At 70.1% G+C, this 15,292-nt stretch carries 11 protein-coding genes, 1 tRNA gene and 3 pseudogenes; 7 read left to right on the top strand and 8 right to left on the bottom strand.

Annotation, left to right across the window (positions count from 1 at the left end; translation table 11 throughout):
• Positions 1 to 632, top strand: a 632-nt coding sequence (locus SSOG_RS22105) for a class E sortase (RefSeq protein ID WP_063631584.1), incomplete at its 5' end; no start/stop codon positions are given.
• 33 nt (positions 633 to 665) lie between these two features.
• Entirely contained in the window at positions 666 to 1,406 is a 741-nt protein-coding gene (locus SSOG_RS22100) for a class E sortase (protein WP_009716461.1), read from the top strand.
• A gap of 91 nt (positions 1,407 to 1,497) precedes the next feature.
• Here SSOG_RS22100 and pknB read toward each other — a convergent pair whose 3' ends face one another.
• The 6 genes and pseudogenes from pknB to SSOG_RS22070 form a co-directional block, all read right to left on the bottom strand.
• Positions 1,498 to 3,477, bottom strand: a complete 1,980-nt coding sequence (gene pknB / locus SSOG_RS22095) for a Stk1 family PASTA domain-containing Ser/Thr kinase (RefSeq protein ID WP_009716460.1) — start codon at positions 3,475 to 3,477, stop codon at positions 1,498 to 1,500.
• A 171-nt stretch (positions 3,478 to 3,648) separates the two neighbouring features.
• Positions 3,649 to 5,115, bottom strand: coding sequence for a peptidoglycan D,D-transpeptidase FtsI family protein (locus SSOG_RS22090; protein ID WP_009716459.1), 1,467 nt, complete (start codon positions 5,113 to 5,115; stop codon positions 3,649 to 3,651).
• Positions 5,112 to 6,539 carry an FtsW/RodA/SpoVE family cell cycle protein gene (locus SSOG_RS22085; RefSeq protein WP_009716458.1) on the bottom strand — a complete coding sequence of 476 codons (1,428 nt, stop codon included), beginning with the start codon at positions 6,537 to 6,539 and terminating at the stop codon, positions 5,112 to 5,114. The genes SSOG_RS22090 and SSOG_RS22085 overlap by 4 nt, the downstream gene beginning before the upstream one ends.
• A 23-nt stretch (positions 6,540 to 6,562) precedes the next feature.
• Positions 6,563 to 8,137, bottom strand: a pseudogene (locus SSOG_RS22080) (PP2C family protein-serine/threonine phosphatase).
• Between the two features lie 75 nt (positions 8,138 to 8,212).
• Positions 8,213 to 8,737 carry an FHA domain-containing protein FhaB/FipA gene (locus SSOG_RS22075; RefSeq protein WP_009716456.1) on the bottom strand — a complete coding sequence of 175 codons (525 nt, stop codon included), beginning with the start codon at positions 8,735 to 8,737 and terminating at the stop codon, positions 8,213 to 8,215.
• Between the two features lie 10 nt (positions 8,738 to 8,747).
• Positions 8,748 to 9,576: pseudogene (locus tag SSOG_RS22070) on the bottom strand (FhaA domain-containing protein).
• 309 nt (positions 9,577 to 9,885) lie between these two features.
• Here SSOG_RS22070 and SSOG_RS22065 point away from each other — a divergent pair.
• Positions 9,886 to 9,972, top strand: a tRNA-Leu gene (locus SSOG_RS22065).
• 369 nt (positions 9,973 to 10,341) lie between these two features.
• Here SSOG_RS22065 and SSOG_RS22060 read toward each other — a convergent pair.
• On the bottom strand, positions 10,342 to 10,995 hold the full coding sequence (locus tag SSOG_RS22060; protein WP_009716454.1) for an FMN-dependent NADH-azoreductase: 654 nt from the start codon (positions 10,993 to 10,995) through the stop codon (positions 10,342 to 10,344).
• Between the two features lie 119 nt (positions 10,996 to 11,114).
• Here SSOG_RS22060 and SSOG_RS22055 point away from each other — a divergent pair, with 119 nt between their 5' ends.
• The 4 genes from SSOG_RS22055 to SSOG_RS22040 all read left to right on the top strand — a co-directional run bounded on the left by SSOG_RS22055 (position 11,115) and on the right by SSOG_RS22040 (position 14,478).
• Positions 11,115 to 11,495: a winged helix-turn-helix transcriptional regulator gene (locus SSOG_RS22055; RefSeq protein WP_039938333.1), complete on the top strand. Its 381-nt coding sequence runs from the start codon at positions 11,115 to 11,117 to the stop codon at positions 11,493 to 11,495.
• A 162-nt stretch (positions 11,496 to 11,657) separates the two neighbouring features.
• A complete protein-coding gene (locus SSOG_RS22050) occupies positions 11,658 to 13,103 on the top strand; it encodes a DUF2252 domain-containing protein (protein WP_039938331.1) in 1,446 nt (481 codons plus the stop codon).
• A 39-nt stretch (positions 13,104 to 13,142) separates the two neighbouring features.
• The gene (locus SSOG_RS22045) at positions 13,143 to 14,081 is read left to right on the top strand and encodes a hypothetical protein (protein ID WP_245606345.1); all 939 of its coding nucleotides are present in this window, start codon (positions 13,143 to 13,145) and stop codon (positions 14,079 to 14,081) included.
• Positions 14,082 to 14,124: 43 nt separating this feature from the next.
• On the top strand, positions 14,125 to 14,478 hold the full coding sequence (locus SSOG_RS22040) for a rhodanese-like domain-containing protein (RefSeq protein ID WP_009716450.1): 354 nt from the start codon (positions 14,125 to 14,127) through the stop codon (positions 14,476 to 14,478).
• On the opposite strand, the pseudogene SSOG_RS22035 reads toward SSOG_RS22040, so the two are convergent.
• Positions 14,479 to 15,292, bottom strand: a pseudogene (locus tag SSOG_RS22035) (acyl-CoA dehydrogenase family protein); the annotation flags it as partial.

Raw genomic sequence — 15,292 nt, 5'->3', positions numbered from 1 at the left:
TCACCCTCGGTGTGGTGATGCTGCTCTTCGTGACGTACCAGCTGTGGTGGACCAACATCCTGGCGCACCAGCAGGCGAACGGCGCGGCGGGTGATCTCCAGAAGAAGTGGGACACGAAGGGCGCGGACCGCGATCCCGGAGTGTTCTCCCCCGGTCAGGGGTTCGCGATCATCTACATCCCCAAGCTGGACGTGAAGGCCCCGATCGCCGAGGGGATCGACAAGCACAAGGTCCTCGACCGCGGGATGGTCGGCCATTACGCCAAGGGCAAGCTGAAGACCGCGATGCCGTGGGACAAGAAGGGCAACTTCGCGCTCGCCGGGCACCGCAACACCCATGGCGAGCCGTTCCGCTACATCAACCGCCTCAAGGCCGGCGACAAGATCGTCGTCGAGACGCAGAGCCGGTTCTACACCTACGACATGACCAGCATCCTGCCGCAGACGTCCCCCTCCAACACGGGCGTCATCGGCCCGGTGCCGCCCGGCTCCGGCTTCACCAAGCCCGGCCGCTACCTCACGCTGACGACCTGCACACCCGAGTTCACCAGCACGTATCGGATGATCGTCTGGGGCAAGATGGTCGACGAGCGGCCGCGCAGCGAGGGGAAGCCGGACGCACTGGTCGAGTAGGACCGGGAAGATCCAGAAAAGGGGTACCACGCGGTGGCACGGACCGACCACGACCAGCGGCAGGGCCGGGACCCCGCCCCGCCCGCCACGCCGACCCGCCGCTCCGGCCGCGGACGGATCGCGGCGGCCATCGGGGTGCTGGGCGAGCTGCTGATCACCGCGGGGCTGATCCTGGCCCTCTTCGTGGCCTACTCGCTGTGGTGGACGAACGTCCTCGCCGACCGCGAGGCGAAGAAGCAGGGCGACCAGGTGCGCAAGCACTGGGCCGACAAGGGGCCGGGCAGGCTCGACACCAAGGACGGCATCGGCTTCCTCCACGTCCCGGCCATGGGCGACGGCGAGGTGCTGGTCAAGAAGGGCACCTCGGCCAAGGTCCTCAACGACGGCGTCGCCGGGTACTACACGGAGCCGATCAAGTCCGCGATGCCCTGGGCGAAGTCCGGCAACTTCTCGCTGGCCGCCCACCGGGACGGGCACGGCGCCAAGTTCCACGGCATCGACAAGATCAACGACGGTGACGCGGTCGTCTTCGAGACCCGGGACACCTGGTACGTCTACAAGATCTACGCGACGCTGCCCGAGACCTCGAAGTTCAACGTGGACGTGCTGAAGGCGGTCCCGAAGGAGTCGGGCAAGAAGAAGGCGGGCCGCTACATCACCCTCTCGACCTGCACCCCGGTCTACACCTCGCGGCACCGCTACATCGTCTGGGGCGAGCTGGAGCGCACCGAGAAGGTCGACGCGGACCGCACGCTCCCCAAGGAGCTGCGCTGACGGAAACGCCCTCCGCACACGGGGAAGCCCCCGGCGCCCTCTCCCGGGCGCCGGGGGCTTCCCCGTGCGGTGGTGCCGTGCGTACGGGGCGCTAGCCGAGGCCGCCGAAGAAGCCTCCGTCGTCGTCGCCTCCGCCGCCGTTGCCCTTGACCGTGACCAGGTTCACCGACTGCCCCTTGGGCACCTGGGTGCCGGCGCCGGGGTTGCTGGCGACCACGGTCGCGTTGTCGTCCTGCTCACCCTGGATGTTGCCCACGTTGAGCCCGAGGTCCTGGAGAGCCTTCTTGGCGTCCTTGAGCTTCTGGCCGCCCAGGTTGGGCACCTGGACCTGCTCCTGCTGCTCCGGGGCCTTGGCGATGGTCAGGTTGATGGTGGAGCCGGGCGCGGCCGTCCCGCCGCCGGGCGGGTCCTGGCTGATGACCGTACCGGCCTGGGCGTCGGCGCTGTCCTGCTCCGTCGACTCGACCTTGAAGCCCTGTGCCTTGAGAGTGGCCTCGGCCTCCGCCTGCTGCTTGGTGGTCACGTCGGGGACGGGGACCTGCTGCTGCGGCGCGGCGACGGTCAGGGTGATGTCGGCACCCTTGGCGACCTTCCTTCCGGAGTCCAGGCTCTGGCGAATGACCTTGCCCGCGGTCTGGTCGGACTCCTCGGTCGCCTTGTCGACGTTGAAGCCCTTGGCCTCCAGCTGCGCCTTCGCCGACGCGAACTGGACGTTGAGGACGTCGGGGACCTCGACCTTCGCCGCCGGCTTCTTGCCCTTCGACATGGTCAGCTCGACCGTGTCGTTCCGCTTGATCTCGCCGCTCTCCGGGTTCTGCCTGCAGACCGTGTCCTTCGCCTGGTCGCAGAAATCGGAACCGGCCTTCTTGACCTTGAAGTCGCCGTTCTGCCCCTGGGCACTGGCCTCCTTGAACGACTTGCCGACCAGCGACGGCACCGGGACCATGTCGTCGTTCTTGCCGCCTGTGAAGATCGCCTTGCCGATGAAGATCGCGCCGACCAGCACCAGGACGCCGGCGACCACCAACAGGATCGTCGAGAGGTTGCTCTTCTTCTCCGGGCCGCCGCGGCGGCGCTCCGGCCGCTCGTCGTAGCCGAAGCCGCCGTCGTCGTCCCGCATCGGGGGCAGCATCGAGGTCGCCGGACCGGAGTCCTGCGGCCGCAGCATCGTCGTGGGCTGGTCGTTCGAGCCGTAGCCGACCGCGCCCAGAGCGGCGGTCGCGGCGACCGGCTGGCCCTCGAGCGCCGCCTCGATGTCGGCGCGCATCTCGTCGGCCGACTGGTAGCGGTAGTCGGGGTCCTTGACCAGGGCCCGCAGGACGATCGCGTCCATCTCCGGGGTGATCTCGGGGTCGTACGTGCTCGGCGGTTGCGGCTCTTCCCGTACGTGCTGGTAGGCCACGGCCACCGGGGAGTCCCCGACGAACGGCGGCCGCACCGTCAGCAGCTCGTAGAGCAGACAGCCGGTGGAGTACAGGTCGCTGCGCGCGTCGACGGTCTCGCCCTTGGCCTGCTCGGGGGAGAGGTACTGCGCGGTGCCGATGACGGCCGCCGTCTGCGTCATGGTCATACCGGCGTCGCCCATGGCCCGGGCGATGCCGAAGTCCATCACCTTGACCTGGCCGCTGCGCGTGAGCATCACGTTCGCCGGCTTGATGTCCCGGTGGACGATGTTGTTCCGGTGCGAGTACTCCAGGGCCTGGAGGATCCCGACCGTCATCTCCATCGAGCGCTCGGGGAGCAGCTTTCTTCCGGAGTGGAGAAGCTCACGCAAGGTGGAGCCGTCGACGTACTCCATCACGATGTACGGGATCGAGACACCGTCGACGTAGTCCTCGCCGGTGTCGTAGACCGCGACGATCGCCGGGTGGTTGAGCGAGGCTGCCGACTGGGCCTCTCGGCGGAACCGGGCCTGGAAGGACGGATCGCGGGCGAGGTCCACCCGGAGCGTCTTCACGGCGACAGTGCGGCCGAGGCGGGTGTCGTGCGCGAGGTAGACCTCCGCCATGCCACCGCGGCCGAGCACCGAGCCCAGCTCGTACCGGCCGCCGAGGCGACGCGGCTCTTCCATAGCTACTCCAGCCCTCTTCCGTCATTCCCGGCCGCACCCTGTGTGGGGGGCCGGCGAAGTGCTGCTCGCGCATACGGTACCCGGCACGCCTTACGCGACCCGGCCTCGGCCGATACTTGATACCGGACCGGTACGACGACGTGCGGGATTGGCATCAGGGCGTGACCGGCGTCACTTGTCGCGCTCGCTGGCGAGTACCGCCTTCATCACGTCCTTGGCGATCGGCGCCGCCAGCTTGCCGCCCGCGATGTCGTCGCGGAGGGTGTCGGAACTCTCCACCACGACGGCGACCGCGACCGGGGAACCCTCGTCCGTCTTGGCGTACGAGATGAACCACGCGTACGGGTTCTCGCTGTTGTCGACGCCGTGCTGCGCGGTACCGGTCTTGCCGCCGACCGTGGCGCCCGGGATCTGGGCGTTGGTGCCGGTGCCCTCCTTGACCACGGTCTCCATCATGTCCTGGAGCTTGCCCGCGTTCTCCGAGCTGAGCGGCTGGCTCATCTCCTCCGGGCTGGTCTGGTCGATCGTGTTCAGGTTGGGGGCGCGCAGCGAGTCGATCATGTACGGCTTCATCAGCTTGCCGTCGTTGGCGATCCCGGCGGCGACCATGGCCATCTGGAGCGGGGTGGCGCGGGTGTCGAACTGGCCGATCGAGGACAGGGCGTTGCCCGGCCGGTCCATCTTCTCGGGGTAGACGCTCTCGGCGGCGCGGACGGGCATGAAGATTTCGTCGTTGAAGCCGAACTTCTTCGCCTCCTCCAGCATCTTGTCCTTGCCCAGGTCGTCACCGAGCTTGCCGAAGACGGTGTTGCAGGAGTAGCGCAGGGCCTGCCGCAGGGTGGCGTTCTCGCAGGGGATGTTTCCCTCGTTGCGCAGGGGCTGGGTGGACAGCGGAAGCCGCCACGGCAGCGGCGAGTTGGTCGCGCCGTCGATGTCCGTGTACTTGCCGTTCTCCAGCGCCGCCGCGGCGGTGACGACCTTGAACGTGGAGCCGGGCGGGTACGTCTGCCGCAGCGCCCGGTTCAGCGTCGGCTGCTCCTTGTCCTTCCCCATCGCCGTCCAGGCGTCCGAGTCGCTCGTCGAGCTGCCCGCGAACTTCGACGGGTCGTAGCTCGGGGTGGAGGCGAGGGCGAGGATCTTGCCGGTGCGCGGGTCGAGCGCGGCGACGGCGCCCTTGTTCTTGCCGAGGCCCTTGTAAGCGGCTTCCTGGGCCTTGGCGTTCAGGGTGGTGATGACGTCACCGCCCTTCGGCTTCTTGCCGGTGAACATGTCGACCGTCCGGTTGAAGAACATCCGGTCGTCGTTGCCGGTGAGGATGCCGTCCTCGAGGCTCTCGAGCTGGGTGGCACCGTACGCCTGGGAGGCGTAACCGGTGACCGGTGCCCACATCGGACCGTTCTTGTATGTGCGCTTGTACTTGAAGTCGACCCCGTCGGTCTCCTTGGACCCGGTGATCGGGCGGCCGTCGACGATGATGTTGCCGCGCGGCTGGCTGTACTGGGCGATCGCGACGCGGCGGTTCTGCTTGTGGGTCTTGAGGCCGTCCGCCTGGACGTACTGGATCCAGTTGTCCCGCACCAGCAGGGCGAGGACGAGGAGGCCGCAGAAGATCGCGATTCGGCGCAAGGGCTTGTTCACGGGCGGACCACCTGAGTCATCTCGGCGTCAGTGGAGGGGGCGGGCGCGGGCGCCGGCCGCCGGGCGGTGTCGCTGATCTTGATGAGGAGCGCGACGAGCGCCCAGTTGGCGAGCACCGACGAACCGCCGTACGCCACGAACGGCATCGTCATACCGGTCAGCGGGATGAGGCCCATCACACCGCCCGCGACGACGAAGACCTGGATGCCGAACGCGGCGGACAGGCCGACCGCCAGCAGCTTGCCGAACGGGTCCCGGGCGGCCAGGGCGGTGCGCATGCCGCGCTCCACGATCAGGCCGTACAGCAGGAGGAAGGCCATGGTGCCGGCGAGCCCCAGCTCCTCACCGACGGTGGCGAGGATGAAGTCGGAGTTGGCCGCGAAGCCGATCAGGTCGGAGGCGCCCTGGCCCCAGCCGCTGCCGGAGACGCCGCCGGAACCGAAGGACATCAGGGACAGGGCGATCTGGTCGGTGGTGGCCCAGCTGGGCCGGGGGTTGTCGTAGACGGCGAACGGGTGCAGCCACGACATCACACGGACCTTCACGTGCGACTCGAAGGACGCGACACCGACCGCGCCGACCGCGGACATCAGCAGACCGAAGACGATCCAGCTGGTGCGCTCGGTCGCGACGTACAGCATGACGACGAACAGGCCGAAGAACAGCAGTGAGCTTCCGAGGTCGGTCTCGAAGACCAGGATCAGGATGCTCATGGCCCAGACGATCAGGATCGGGCCGAGGTCACGGCCGCGCGGCAGGTACAGCCCCATGAAGCGGCGGCTGGCCAGCGCGAGCGCGTCCCGCTTCACCATGAGGTAGCCGGAGAAGAAGACCGCGATGATGATCTTGGCGAACTCACCGGGCTGGATGGAGAAGGAGCCGACGGTGATCCAGATGCGTGCGCCGAACCGGGCCGGGAAGAACATCGGCAGGATCAGCAGGATCAGCGCACCGATCATGGAGATGTAGGTGTACCGCTGAAGGATCCGGTGGTCCTTGAGGAGGATCAGGACGGCCACGAACAGGGCCACACCCATCGCCGAGTACATCAGCTGGTTGGGCGCCGAGGGGGCGAAGGTCTGACCGATCTGCTCCGCTCGCACGGCCAGCCGCCTCGACTGGTCCAGCCGCCAGATGATCACGAGGCCGAGGCCGTTGAGGAGCGTGGCGATCGGCAGCAGCAGCGGATCGGCGTACGGGGCGAACTTGCGCACCACGAGGTGGCCGACGCCCGCGAGCAGGCCGAGTCCGATGCCGTAGCTGAGCATGCCCGAGGGCAGCTCGTCGCTGAGCGCCAGGCCCGCGTTGGCGTACGCGAAGACCGGAATGATCACCGCGAACGCCAGCATGGCCAGCTCGGTGTTGCGGCGGCTCGGTGGGCCGGCCGTACTGATCGTGGTCGTGTTGGTCGTACTACTGCTCATGGGTGGGCGGCCCTCTCACGGCTTCACGGCTGGGTGCTGCTGCACTGCGGGACCAAGTCCTTCTCCTGCTCCGAGAGGGTGGGACCCGGCTTCGGAGTGGGAGAGGGCGACGCCGTGTTCGTCGGCGTCGGTGTGGCCTTGGCAGCGCGCAACCCCGTCGCGCTCTGACTCTGCTGCGGCGTGCTGCTGCCGCTGCTACCTGTCTTGCCTCCGGATCCGCCGCCGGCCTGCCCCTTGCCGCCGGTGAGGTCCTTCTGGCTCTCCTCGGCCTTGCGCTGTGCGTCAGCCTTTCTGCAGGCGCTGGCGAGAGTGGCGAGATCCTTCGTCTTGTCCTCGGCTTGGCCGAGCCCGCTGACCGCGATGGTGTCCTCCACGCGGCTGCGCTGGTCGGTCGGGAGGTACTTGAGTTCGATCTCGCGGTGGTCCTCATGGACCTTGTTGAGCTTGATCCACGCGAGGTCCTGGCTGATACCCCGGTAGATCGCGACATGGTCTCCGTTGGAGCCCACGTAGTACTGCGTCTGCGTCCACTGATAGCCGCTGTAGAGCCCGCCGCCGATCACGGCGAGGCCCAGTGCGATGAACAGCGACCGCTTGACCCAGGTCTTACGGCCGCTCTTCTTGTGGTAGTCGCCGTCCGCGTAGGCCCCGTAGCTGCCCTCGGCGGGCGGTCCGCCGAGGCCCGGGTCGCCGCTGCCGGGCGGCCCGAAGCCGCCCGGTGCGTCGCTCTGCTGCGGTACGGGACGGTTCCGCCCCAGCTCGGCGGCGCGGCCCGCCGGGGTGTTGCCGGCGCCGCCGTCCCCGAGGGGGACCTGGTTCTCGGCCACCGCGCCGACGATCACGGGGGTGTCGTTGAGCTGGCCCGCCAGGGTGTCGCCGCCGTCCACGTCGAGGACGTCGGCGACGATGCAGTGATGGAATCGGGGCCGCCGCCGCGCAGCGCGAGCTGATCAGCTCTGCACCGTCTCGTGCGGTCCTGTAGCTGCGAGGGTGTCCTCGAGGGTCTGGTGGCTCACGACGCCGGACAGGCCGTCGGAGCAGATCAGATAGCGGTCGCCGGCCCGGACCTCACGGATGGACAGATCGGGCTCGACGTGGTCGCCGCTGCCGAGCGCACGCATCAGCAGGGAGCGCTGCGGGTGGGTGCCCGCCTCCTCCTCGGTGATGCGGCCCTCGTCGACGAGCCGCTGCACCCAGGTGTGGTCCTGGGTGATCTGGGTGAGCACGCCGTCGCGCAGCAGATACGCGCGCGAGTCGCCGACGTGCACGAGGCCGAGCCGCTGGCCGGTCCACAGCAGGGCGGTGAGCGTGGTGCCCATGCCCTCCAGCTGGGGGTCCTCCTCGACCATGACGCGCAGCTGGTCGTTGGCCCGCTGCACGGCGGTGCCCAGGGCGGTCAGGATGTCCGAGCCGGGGACGTCGTCGTCGAGCTGGACCAGGGTGGAGATCACCTCGGAGCTGGCGACCTCGCCGGCGGCCTGGCCACCCATGCCGTCGGCGATGGCGAGCAGCCGGGGGCCGGCATAGCCGGAGTCCTCGTTGCCCTCCCGGATCATGCCCTTGTGGGACCCGGCGGCGAAACGCAGTGACAGACTCATGCGCACCTCGCCCGTCGGCTCCGGGTACAGCCCCTTGCCAACCACGCTGCCCACCCTCCGGTCGTCATGGTCCTACTACTTCCGCAGCTCGATGACGGTCTTGCCGATGCGGATCGGCGCACCCAGCGGAACCGGTGTCGGTGTGGTGAGTCGGTTCCGCTCGAGATAGGTGCCGTTGGTGGAGCCGAGGTCCTCGACGATCCACTGGCCGTCACGGTCCGGGTAGATCCTGGCATGCCGGCTGGAGGCGTAGTCGTCGTCCAGCACGATTGTTGAATCGTGCGCACGACCGAGAGTGATGGTCTGCCCCTGGAGCGCGACCGTGGTGCCGGTCAGCGTGCCCTCGGACACCACCAGCTTGGTGGGAGCCCCGCGGCGGCCGCGGCCCGAGGGCTGCTGGCGCTGCTGGGGCGGTGCGGCCTGCTGTTGCTGCCGCTGTTGCTGCTGCGGCCGGTCGGGGGCGCCACGGCGCGCCGAACCGCGCTGGGTCACGCGAGTCCCGAACAGGTCGCTACGGATGACCTGAACGGCCACGATGACGAACAGCCACAGTACGGCGAGGAAACCCAACCGCATGACCGTGAGGGTCAGCTCTGACATTGCCCCCGCTTCACCCTTCGGCTTGCCGGTAAACGATGGTGGTGCTGCCCACGACGATCCGTGAGCCGTCGCGGAGCGTAGCGCGGGTGGTGTGCTGTCCGTCCACCACGATGCCGTTCGTCGACCCCAGATCCTGGACGGTCGGCGGTGTTCCGACCCGGATTTCGCAGTGCCTGCGGGAGACACCGGGATCGTCAATGCGCACGTCAGCGTCGGTGCTGCGGCCCAGAACCAGGGTGGGCCGGGAGATCTGGTGGCGAGTGCCATTGATCTCAATCCAGCGCCGGGTCTGTGCCTGCGGCTGCGGGCCGACGCCCGCGCCTCCGGTCCGGGCCCCGGGACGGGCGCCGGGAGGGGCGCTGGGCATGGGCGGCGCACCCGCGGGCTGGCCGTAGCCGCCGGGGCGCTGCTGCGGTGCCCCGCCGCGGGCCGGAGCCTGCTGGGCGGCCGGGCTCTGGGACTCGCTGGAGGCCAGCGTCCGGCTGCGCACCCGGTACAGGCCGGTGTCGAGGTCGTCGGCCTTCTCCAGGTGGACCTTGACGCCCCCCATGAAGGTGTACCGCTGCTGCTTGGCGTAGTCGCGGACCATGCCGGACAGCTCGTCGCCGAGCTGCCCGGAGTACGGCGCGAGCCGCTCGTAGTCGCCGGTGCTCAGCTCGACGATGAAGTCGTTGGGGACGACGGTCCGGTCCCGGTTCCAGATGGTCGCGTTGTTGTCGCACTCACGCTGGAGCGCGCCCCGCGATCTCGACGGGCTGGACCTCCGACTTGAACACCTTGGCGAAGGTGCCGTTCACGAGTCCCTCGAGACGCTGCTCGAAGCGCTTCAGTACTCCCACGGGGCACCTCCTTCCTCAGTCGTGCTCAGTGTCGTCCTGGTACTGCTTACTGATCGTATCCACGCGTCGGGAAATCGGGTGGTTCCCCTTCCTGGCCCTGCGGAGCAGTGTCACCTCTCACAGGATCGTAGAGGTGCCCTCTGGACAGTGTCCCGCAACCGCGACGGAGCCCCTCCGGGCGGGGGCGTCGACAACGAGTGTGAATCCACCCAGCCCAGCGTGCTAGTGTTCTGGATGTCGGAAGGCGCCGCGGGGCGCCGGGCCGAAAGGCCCGGAAAACCAAGCGGTGAACGGAAGACAAGCACCCATGCGCGGGTGGCGGAATAGGCAGACGCGCTGGATTCAGGTTCCAGTGCCCGAAAGGGCGTGGGGGTTCAACTCCCCCCTCGCGCACCAGTCGGAGCGGGCCTCTCCGGAGTGACGAAAGTCGCTCGGAGGGGCCCGCTTCGCGTATGAGGACGGACGGTCGCGCAGGGGCGGCGGGCCGGTGTGATCCCCGCCCCATCTCGGTTCGGGTTCCGGCTCCCGTTGTGTCCGGCTTGCGCCTCGCTTGTGCCCGGCTCGCGTCCGGCTCGACTTCGGCTTGATCCACCGTCAGTTCGGCTTGATCCACATTGGTCGCTCCCGGCTCGTCCCGGCATGCGTCCCGGCGCGTGTCCCGGACAAACGGAAGCGGGGCCTCCCCGGGTGGGGCGGCCCCGCTTTCCGTGCCGGGCCGTGGATCGGTCCGCGGCGGCCGCGGGTCAAGGCGGCGACGGCCGTGGGTCAGGCGGCGAAGCGGGTGGCGAGCTCCTTGGCCTTCGAGGCGGCGTCCTCGTGGGCCTTCGCCTTGGAGGCGTCCGACAGCTCGACCAGGTCGGCCATCGCCGGGTTGCTGCGGGCCAGGGTGAGCTCCGGCACGACGAACTGGACGTCGAGGTTGAGCCCGTCCCTCAGTGCCTTCTCCAGGTAGGTCGTGACGAACTCGAAGCTCTCCCGCGGCGTGCCCGGGCCGTAGCCGCCGCCCCGGCTGGCGACGACGATCGCCGGGGTGCCCGAGGTGGTGGTCTGCTCGGCGCCGGCGGTGCGACCCATGATGATCACGTGGTCCAGCCACGCCTTGAGGGTCGAGGGGATCGTGAAGTTGTACATCGGGGCGCCTATGAGGACCACGTCGGCCCGCTCCAGCTCACTGGCCAGGGTCTCGCGCAGCGCGAAGGCGGCCTGCTGCTCGGGAGTGTGGTTCTCGGCGGGGACGAACCCGGCCTGGGCGGCGAGGCCGTCCAGGTGCGGCAGCGGTTCGGCGGCCAGGTCGCGGTAGATGACCGTGCCGGTCGGATGCTGGGCCTCCCACTCCTGCCGGAAGGTGGCGGTCACCGCGCGGGAGGCGGAGGCCTCGCCGGGGAAGACGGACGTGTCGAGGTGAAGAAGCGTGGGCATGGAGGTGCCTCCGTGGACAAGGCGCTCCACTAAGGAGCGGGTGTTTTCTACGTACCTGCAATTGGCACAGTAGCTTACTTTTCTTTAGCACCCAACGAGAACGCAGTATCGTGTATTCCATGGCGGACGGAGGCGGGCGCGAGGTCCACGGCGAGCACGTGTGCAAGCGGGTCGACGGCTCGATGACCCGGGTCTTCGAGCTGTTCGGGAAGCGATGGACCGGGCTGATCGTGGCGGTTCTGACCGAGCAGGGGGCGTACTTCGCGGAGTTGCGACGGGCCATCCCGGGGATCAGCGAGCGGATGCTGTCGGACCGGCTCACGGAGCTGTCGACGGCGGGACTGGTGCTCCGGGAAGTGGACCCCGGGCCTCCGCTGCGGGTGGCCTACCGGCTGACGGAGGCGGGGAAGGCGCTGGAGCCCGCGCTGAAGGAACTCGCGCGATGGGCGGAGACGTATCTGCCCGAAGGCGGCGGCTGCCCCGAGCAGTTCCGGTCCTGAGCAGGGCATTCGCCGGGCCTGCCGGGTCGGTTCGCCGGGCTCGCCGGAGTTTTCCACAGGCCCTGACGGGACTTGGGCGTTCGGGGGTACGGTGCTGGTCGGTCGACGGCGTGAGCCGCCGTCGGACGTGCCGATGACGTGCGAGAACGAAGCGGGGGCGTGATGGGTGACGGCGCGGGTGTGGGCGGGGCGGCCCGGCGGCTGCCCCAGGTCCCGGGGTTCGCCGCCTGGCGCGGCGAGGGCCCCTCTCCCAAGCAGGAGGGGAAGGCGCTGCGGAAGCGGGTGCCGCGCTCGGCGCACGCCGCGCTGCCGTCGCCCGCCCCCGGGCGGCCGGACGCGGTGGCGGCGGTCGAGCGGTCGAATGCCGGGCGGCTGCCGGAGCTGACGCCGATCCGGGTGGGGCGGATGATCGCGACCCCGTTCTCCTTCCTCCGCGGCTCGGCCGGGCTGATGGCGCACGACCTGGCGGGCACCCCGGTCACCGGCGTCGGCGCACAGCTCTGCGGTGACGCGCACGCCGCCAACTTCGGCCTCTACGGGGACGCGCGCGGCGGTCTGATCATCGACCTGAACGACTTCGACGAGACCGTCCACGGTCCGTGGGAGTGGGATGTGAAGCGGCTCGCGGCCTCGCTGGTGCTGGCCGGTCGTGAGGCCGGTGCCGATGAGGACTCCTGCCGGTCGGCGGCCCGTGACGCGGCGGGTGCCTACCGGCGCACGGTGCGGCTGCTGGCCAAGCTGCCGGCCGCCGACGCGTGGAACGCGATCGCGGACGAGGAGCTGGTCTCGCACACCGGCGCCCGGGATCTGGCGGGCACGCTGGAGCGGGTCGCCGAGAAGGCCCGGCGGAACACGAGCGCGCGCTTCGCCGCCAAGGCCACGGAGGCGGTCCCGGGCGACGGGGGCTCCTCCGGCCGGCCCGTGGCCCGGCGCTTCGTGGACGCGCCGCCGGTGCTGCGGCGGGTGCCGGACGCCGAGGCGGTGGCGGTCGCGACGGCCCTCGGCGACTATCTGGGGACGCTGCCCGAGGACCGGCTGCCGCTGCTCGCCCGGTACGAGGTGCACGACGTGGCGTTCCGGGTCGTGGGCACGGGCAGCGTGGGGACGCGTTCGTATGTGGTGCTGCTGCTCGATCACCGGGGCGAGCCGCTGGTGCTCCAGGTGAAGGAGGCCCGCCCGTCCGCGCTGCTCCCGCATCTGGGGCGGGCCGGTTTCGAGATACCCGACGTCGTCCACGAGGGGCGGCGGGTGGTGCTCGGCCAGAAGCGGATGCAGGTCGTCAGCGACATCCTTCTGGGGTGGACGACGGTGCTCGGGCGGCCGTACCAGGTACGGCAGTTCCGGAACCGCAAGGGGAGCGTCGACCCGGCCGCGCTGGCCGCCGACCAGATGGACGACTACGGGCGGATGACGGGCGCCCTGCTGGCCCGGGCGCATGCGCACAGCGCGGATCCGCGGCTGCTCGCCGGATACTGCGGCAAGGGGGAGGAGCTGGACGAGGCGATGGCCGACTTCGCGGTGGCGTACGCGGACCGTACGGAGGCCGATCATGCGGAACTGCTGGCCGCGGTGCGTGCCGGACGGATAGCGGCCGAGCCGGGGGTGTGAGGCTCAGGCACCGGGAGCCACCCCACGTAGGCTGAGCGGGTGACGAACCGGGAAGCGCAGCAACAGGCACAGCGGGCGGTGTCCGAGGCGGAGCCCCAGGAGGAATCTCAGGCACCGGCCGAGGCCCAGTCCGAGCAGGCACCGTCCGAGGAGGCGCGATCCGAGGAAGAGGCGCGGGCGGAAGAGGCGCGATCCGAGGAGGAGGCGCGGGCCGCCGAACGTCTTGAGCGGGCGGTGCGGGCGGCCGAGCAGGCGCTGATCGAGTTCGAGATCGCGGTGGAGACCTTCCGGGTCGAGGTGGAGAACTTCTCCCGGCTGCACCATCAGCGGCTCGGGCCGATGTACTCGCGCCTGGACGAGCTGGACGCGCTGATCGCCGAGGCGGTCGCGGCGCGCACCGGCGATCCGGAGGATCAGCGAAGGGCTCGCGAGGCGCGCGGACTGGTGCAGCCGATGCCCGGCGTGGAGGAGCTGTTCCACGGCTGGATCGACTCGGAGGGCCTGTCGCCGGAGGCGTCCGCGATGCTCACCGAGCAGCCGGTGCAGCCGCCGCCGCGGGTGCGGCCGAGCGAGGAGGCCCGCCGGATCTACCGCGACCTGGCCCGCAAGGCCCATCCGGACCTGGCCGAGGAGGAGGCCGAGCGGGAGCGGCGCGGTGAGTTCATCGTGCGGGTCAACGCGGCGTACGCGGCCGGGGACGAGGTGGCGCTGCGGAAGCTGGCCGAGGAGTGGGAGGCCGGTCCGCCGCCGCCCGAGCGGCGGGCGAGCCGGAGCGAGGAGCTGTACGCCCGGCTGGAGTGGCTGGCCGAGCGCAAGGAGATGCTGGCCGCGGTCGCCTCCGAGCTGGAGTCGAGCGCGATCGGCGCGATGATCAAGATGGCGCCGGAGGATCCGGACCGGTTGCTGGACGAGATCGCCGAGCAGCTGATCGCCCAGGTCTCCGAGAAGGAGGCCCGGCTCGCGGAGCTGGCGCAGTAGTAGGTTTTGCCGGGTTGCCGATGTCATGTGAGAGGTGTGTGTGATGCATTTTGCCCAGCTTCCCCAGGTGGAGGCCGCGGCGGTCCCGGCCGATGGCTTTCTGCTGGACGTCCGGGAGGACGACGAGTGGGCGGCCGGGCATGTCGAGGGCGCCCTTCACATTCCGATGGGTCAGGTCGTGGCCCGGTTCGGTGAGCTGACCGAGTCGGCCGGTGAGGGGCACCGGGTGCATGTGATGTGCCGGGTCGGCGGGCGGTCCGCGCAGGTGACGCAGTATCTGGTCGCCCAGGGGCTGGACGCGGTGAACGTGGACGGCGGGATGCTCGCCTGGGAGGCGGCGGGCCGCCCGATGGTCGGTGGCCGCGAGGGCACGGCCGACGGCGCGTTCGTGCTCTAGTCACGGGAGGGGGTGGGCGGCGAGGAGTTCGCCCAGTTCCTCTTCATGGGCCGCGGCCGAACCCAGGGACAGCTCCAGCTGCTTGGCCCAGGCGTGATAGCGGTGCAGCGGATAGTCGGTGACCGCGCCGAAGCCGCCGTGCAGATGCTGGGCGGTCTGGACGACTCGGCGTACGCCGTCGGCGGCCCACATCTTGGCGACCGCCACGTCCCCGGCGACCGGCAGCGCTCCGTTCGCCGTCGCCTCCGGGTCCTTCTCGTCCCGGGAGAGCCGCCAGGCGGCCTGCCAGAGCGTGGCCTCCATGGCCCGCAGATCGATGTACCGGTCGGCGGTCTGGACGGCGACCGCCTGGAACGTGGCGAGCGGATGGCCGAACTGCTCACGCGTGGACGTGTACGAGCTGGTCAGGTCGAGCACCGCCGTGCCGACGCCCAGCGCCAGCGCACAGGTCCCGGTGGTGAGCAGCGCGCGCAGCCAGTCCCAGGCGCCATCCGCGTCCAGCACCTCATGGGCGGCCGCCCGCACGCCGTCGAGCCGGACCTCGGCCAGCCGCTCGCCGCTGGTGGACACCTGCTCGTCCAGGCCGATGCCCGCCCGGTCGCGGGGGACCAGGGCGAGGAGTGCCGGGCCCGCTCCGGGGTGGGCCGGGATCAGCAGGTGGTCGGCGTCGGCGGCCCAGGGGACGGCGGTCTGCACACCGTCCAGCACCCAGTCGCCGCCCTCCCGGCGGGCCTGGACGGCGAGTTCGGCCGGGCCGTGGCCGGTGCGTCCAAGCGGTGGCCACGGTGAGCACGAGGTCGCCGCGGGCGGCCCG

This window comes from Streptomyces himastatinicus ATCC 53653 (assembly GCF_000158915.1).
Lineage (GTDB): Bacteria > Actinomycetota > Actinomycetes > Streptomycetales > Streptomycetaceae > Streptomyces > Streptomyces himastatinicus.
Note: the sequence above shows the minus strand (reverse complement) of the source record. Positions and strands in the feature narration are given on the sequence as shown.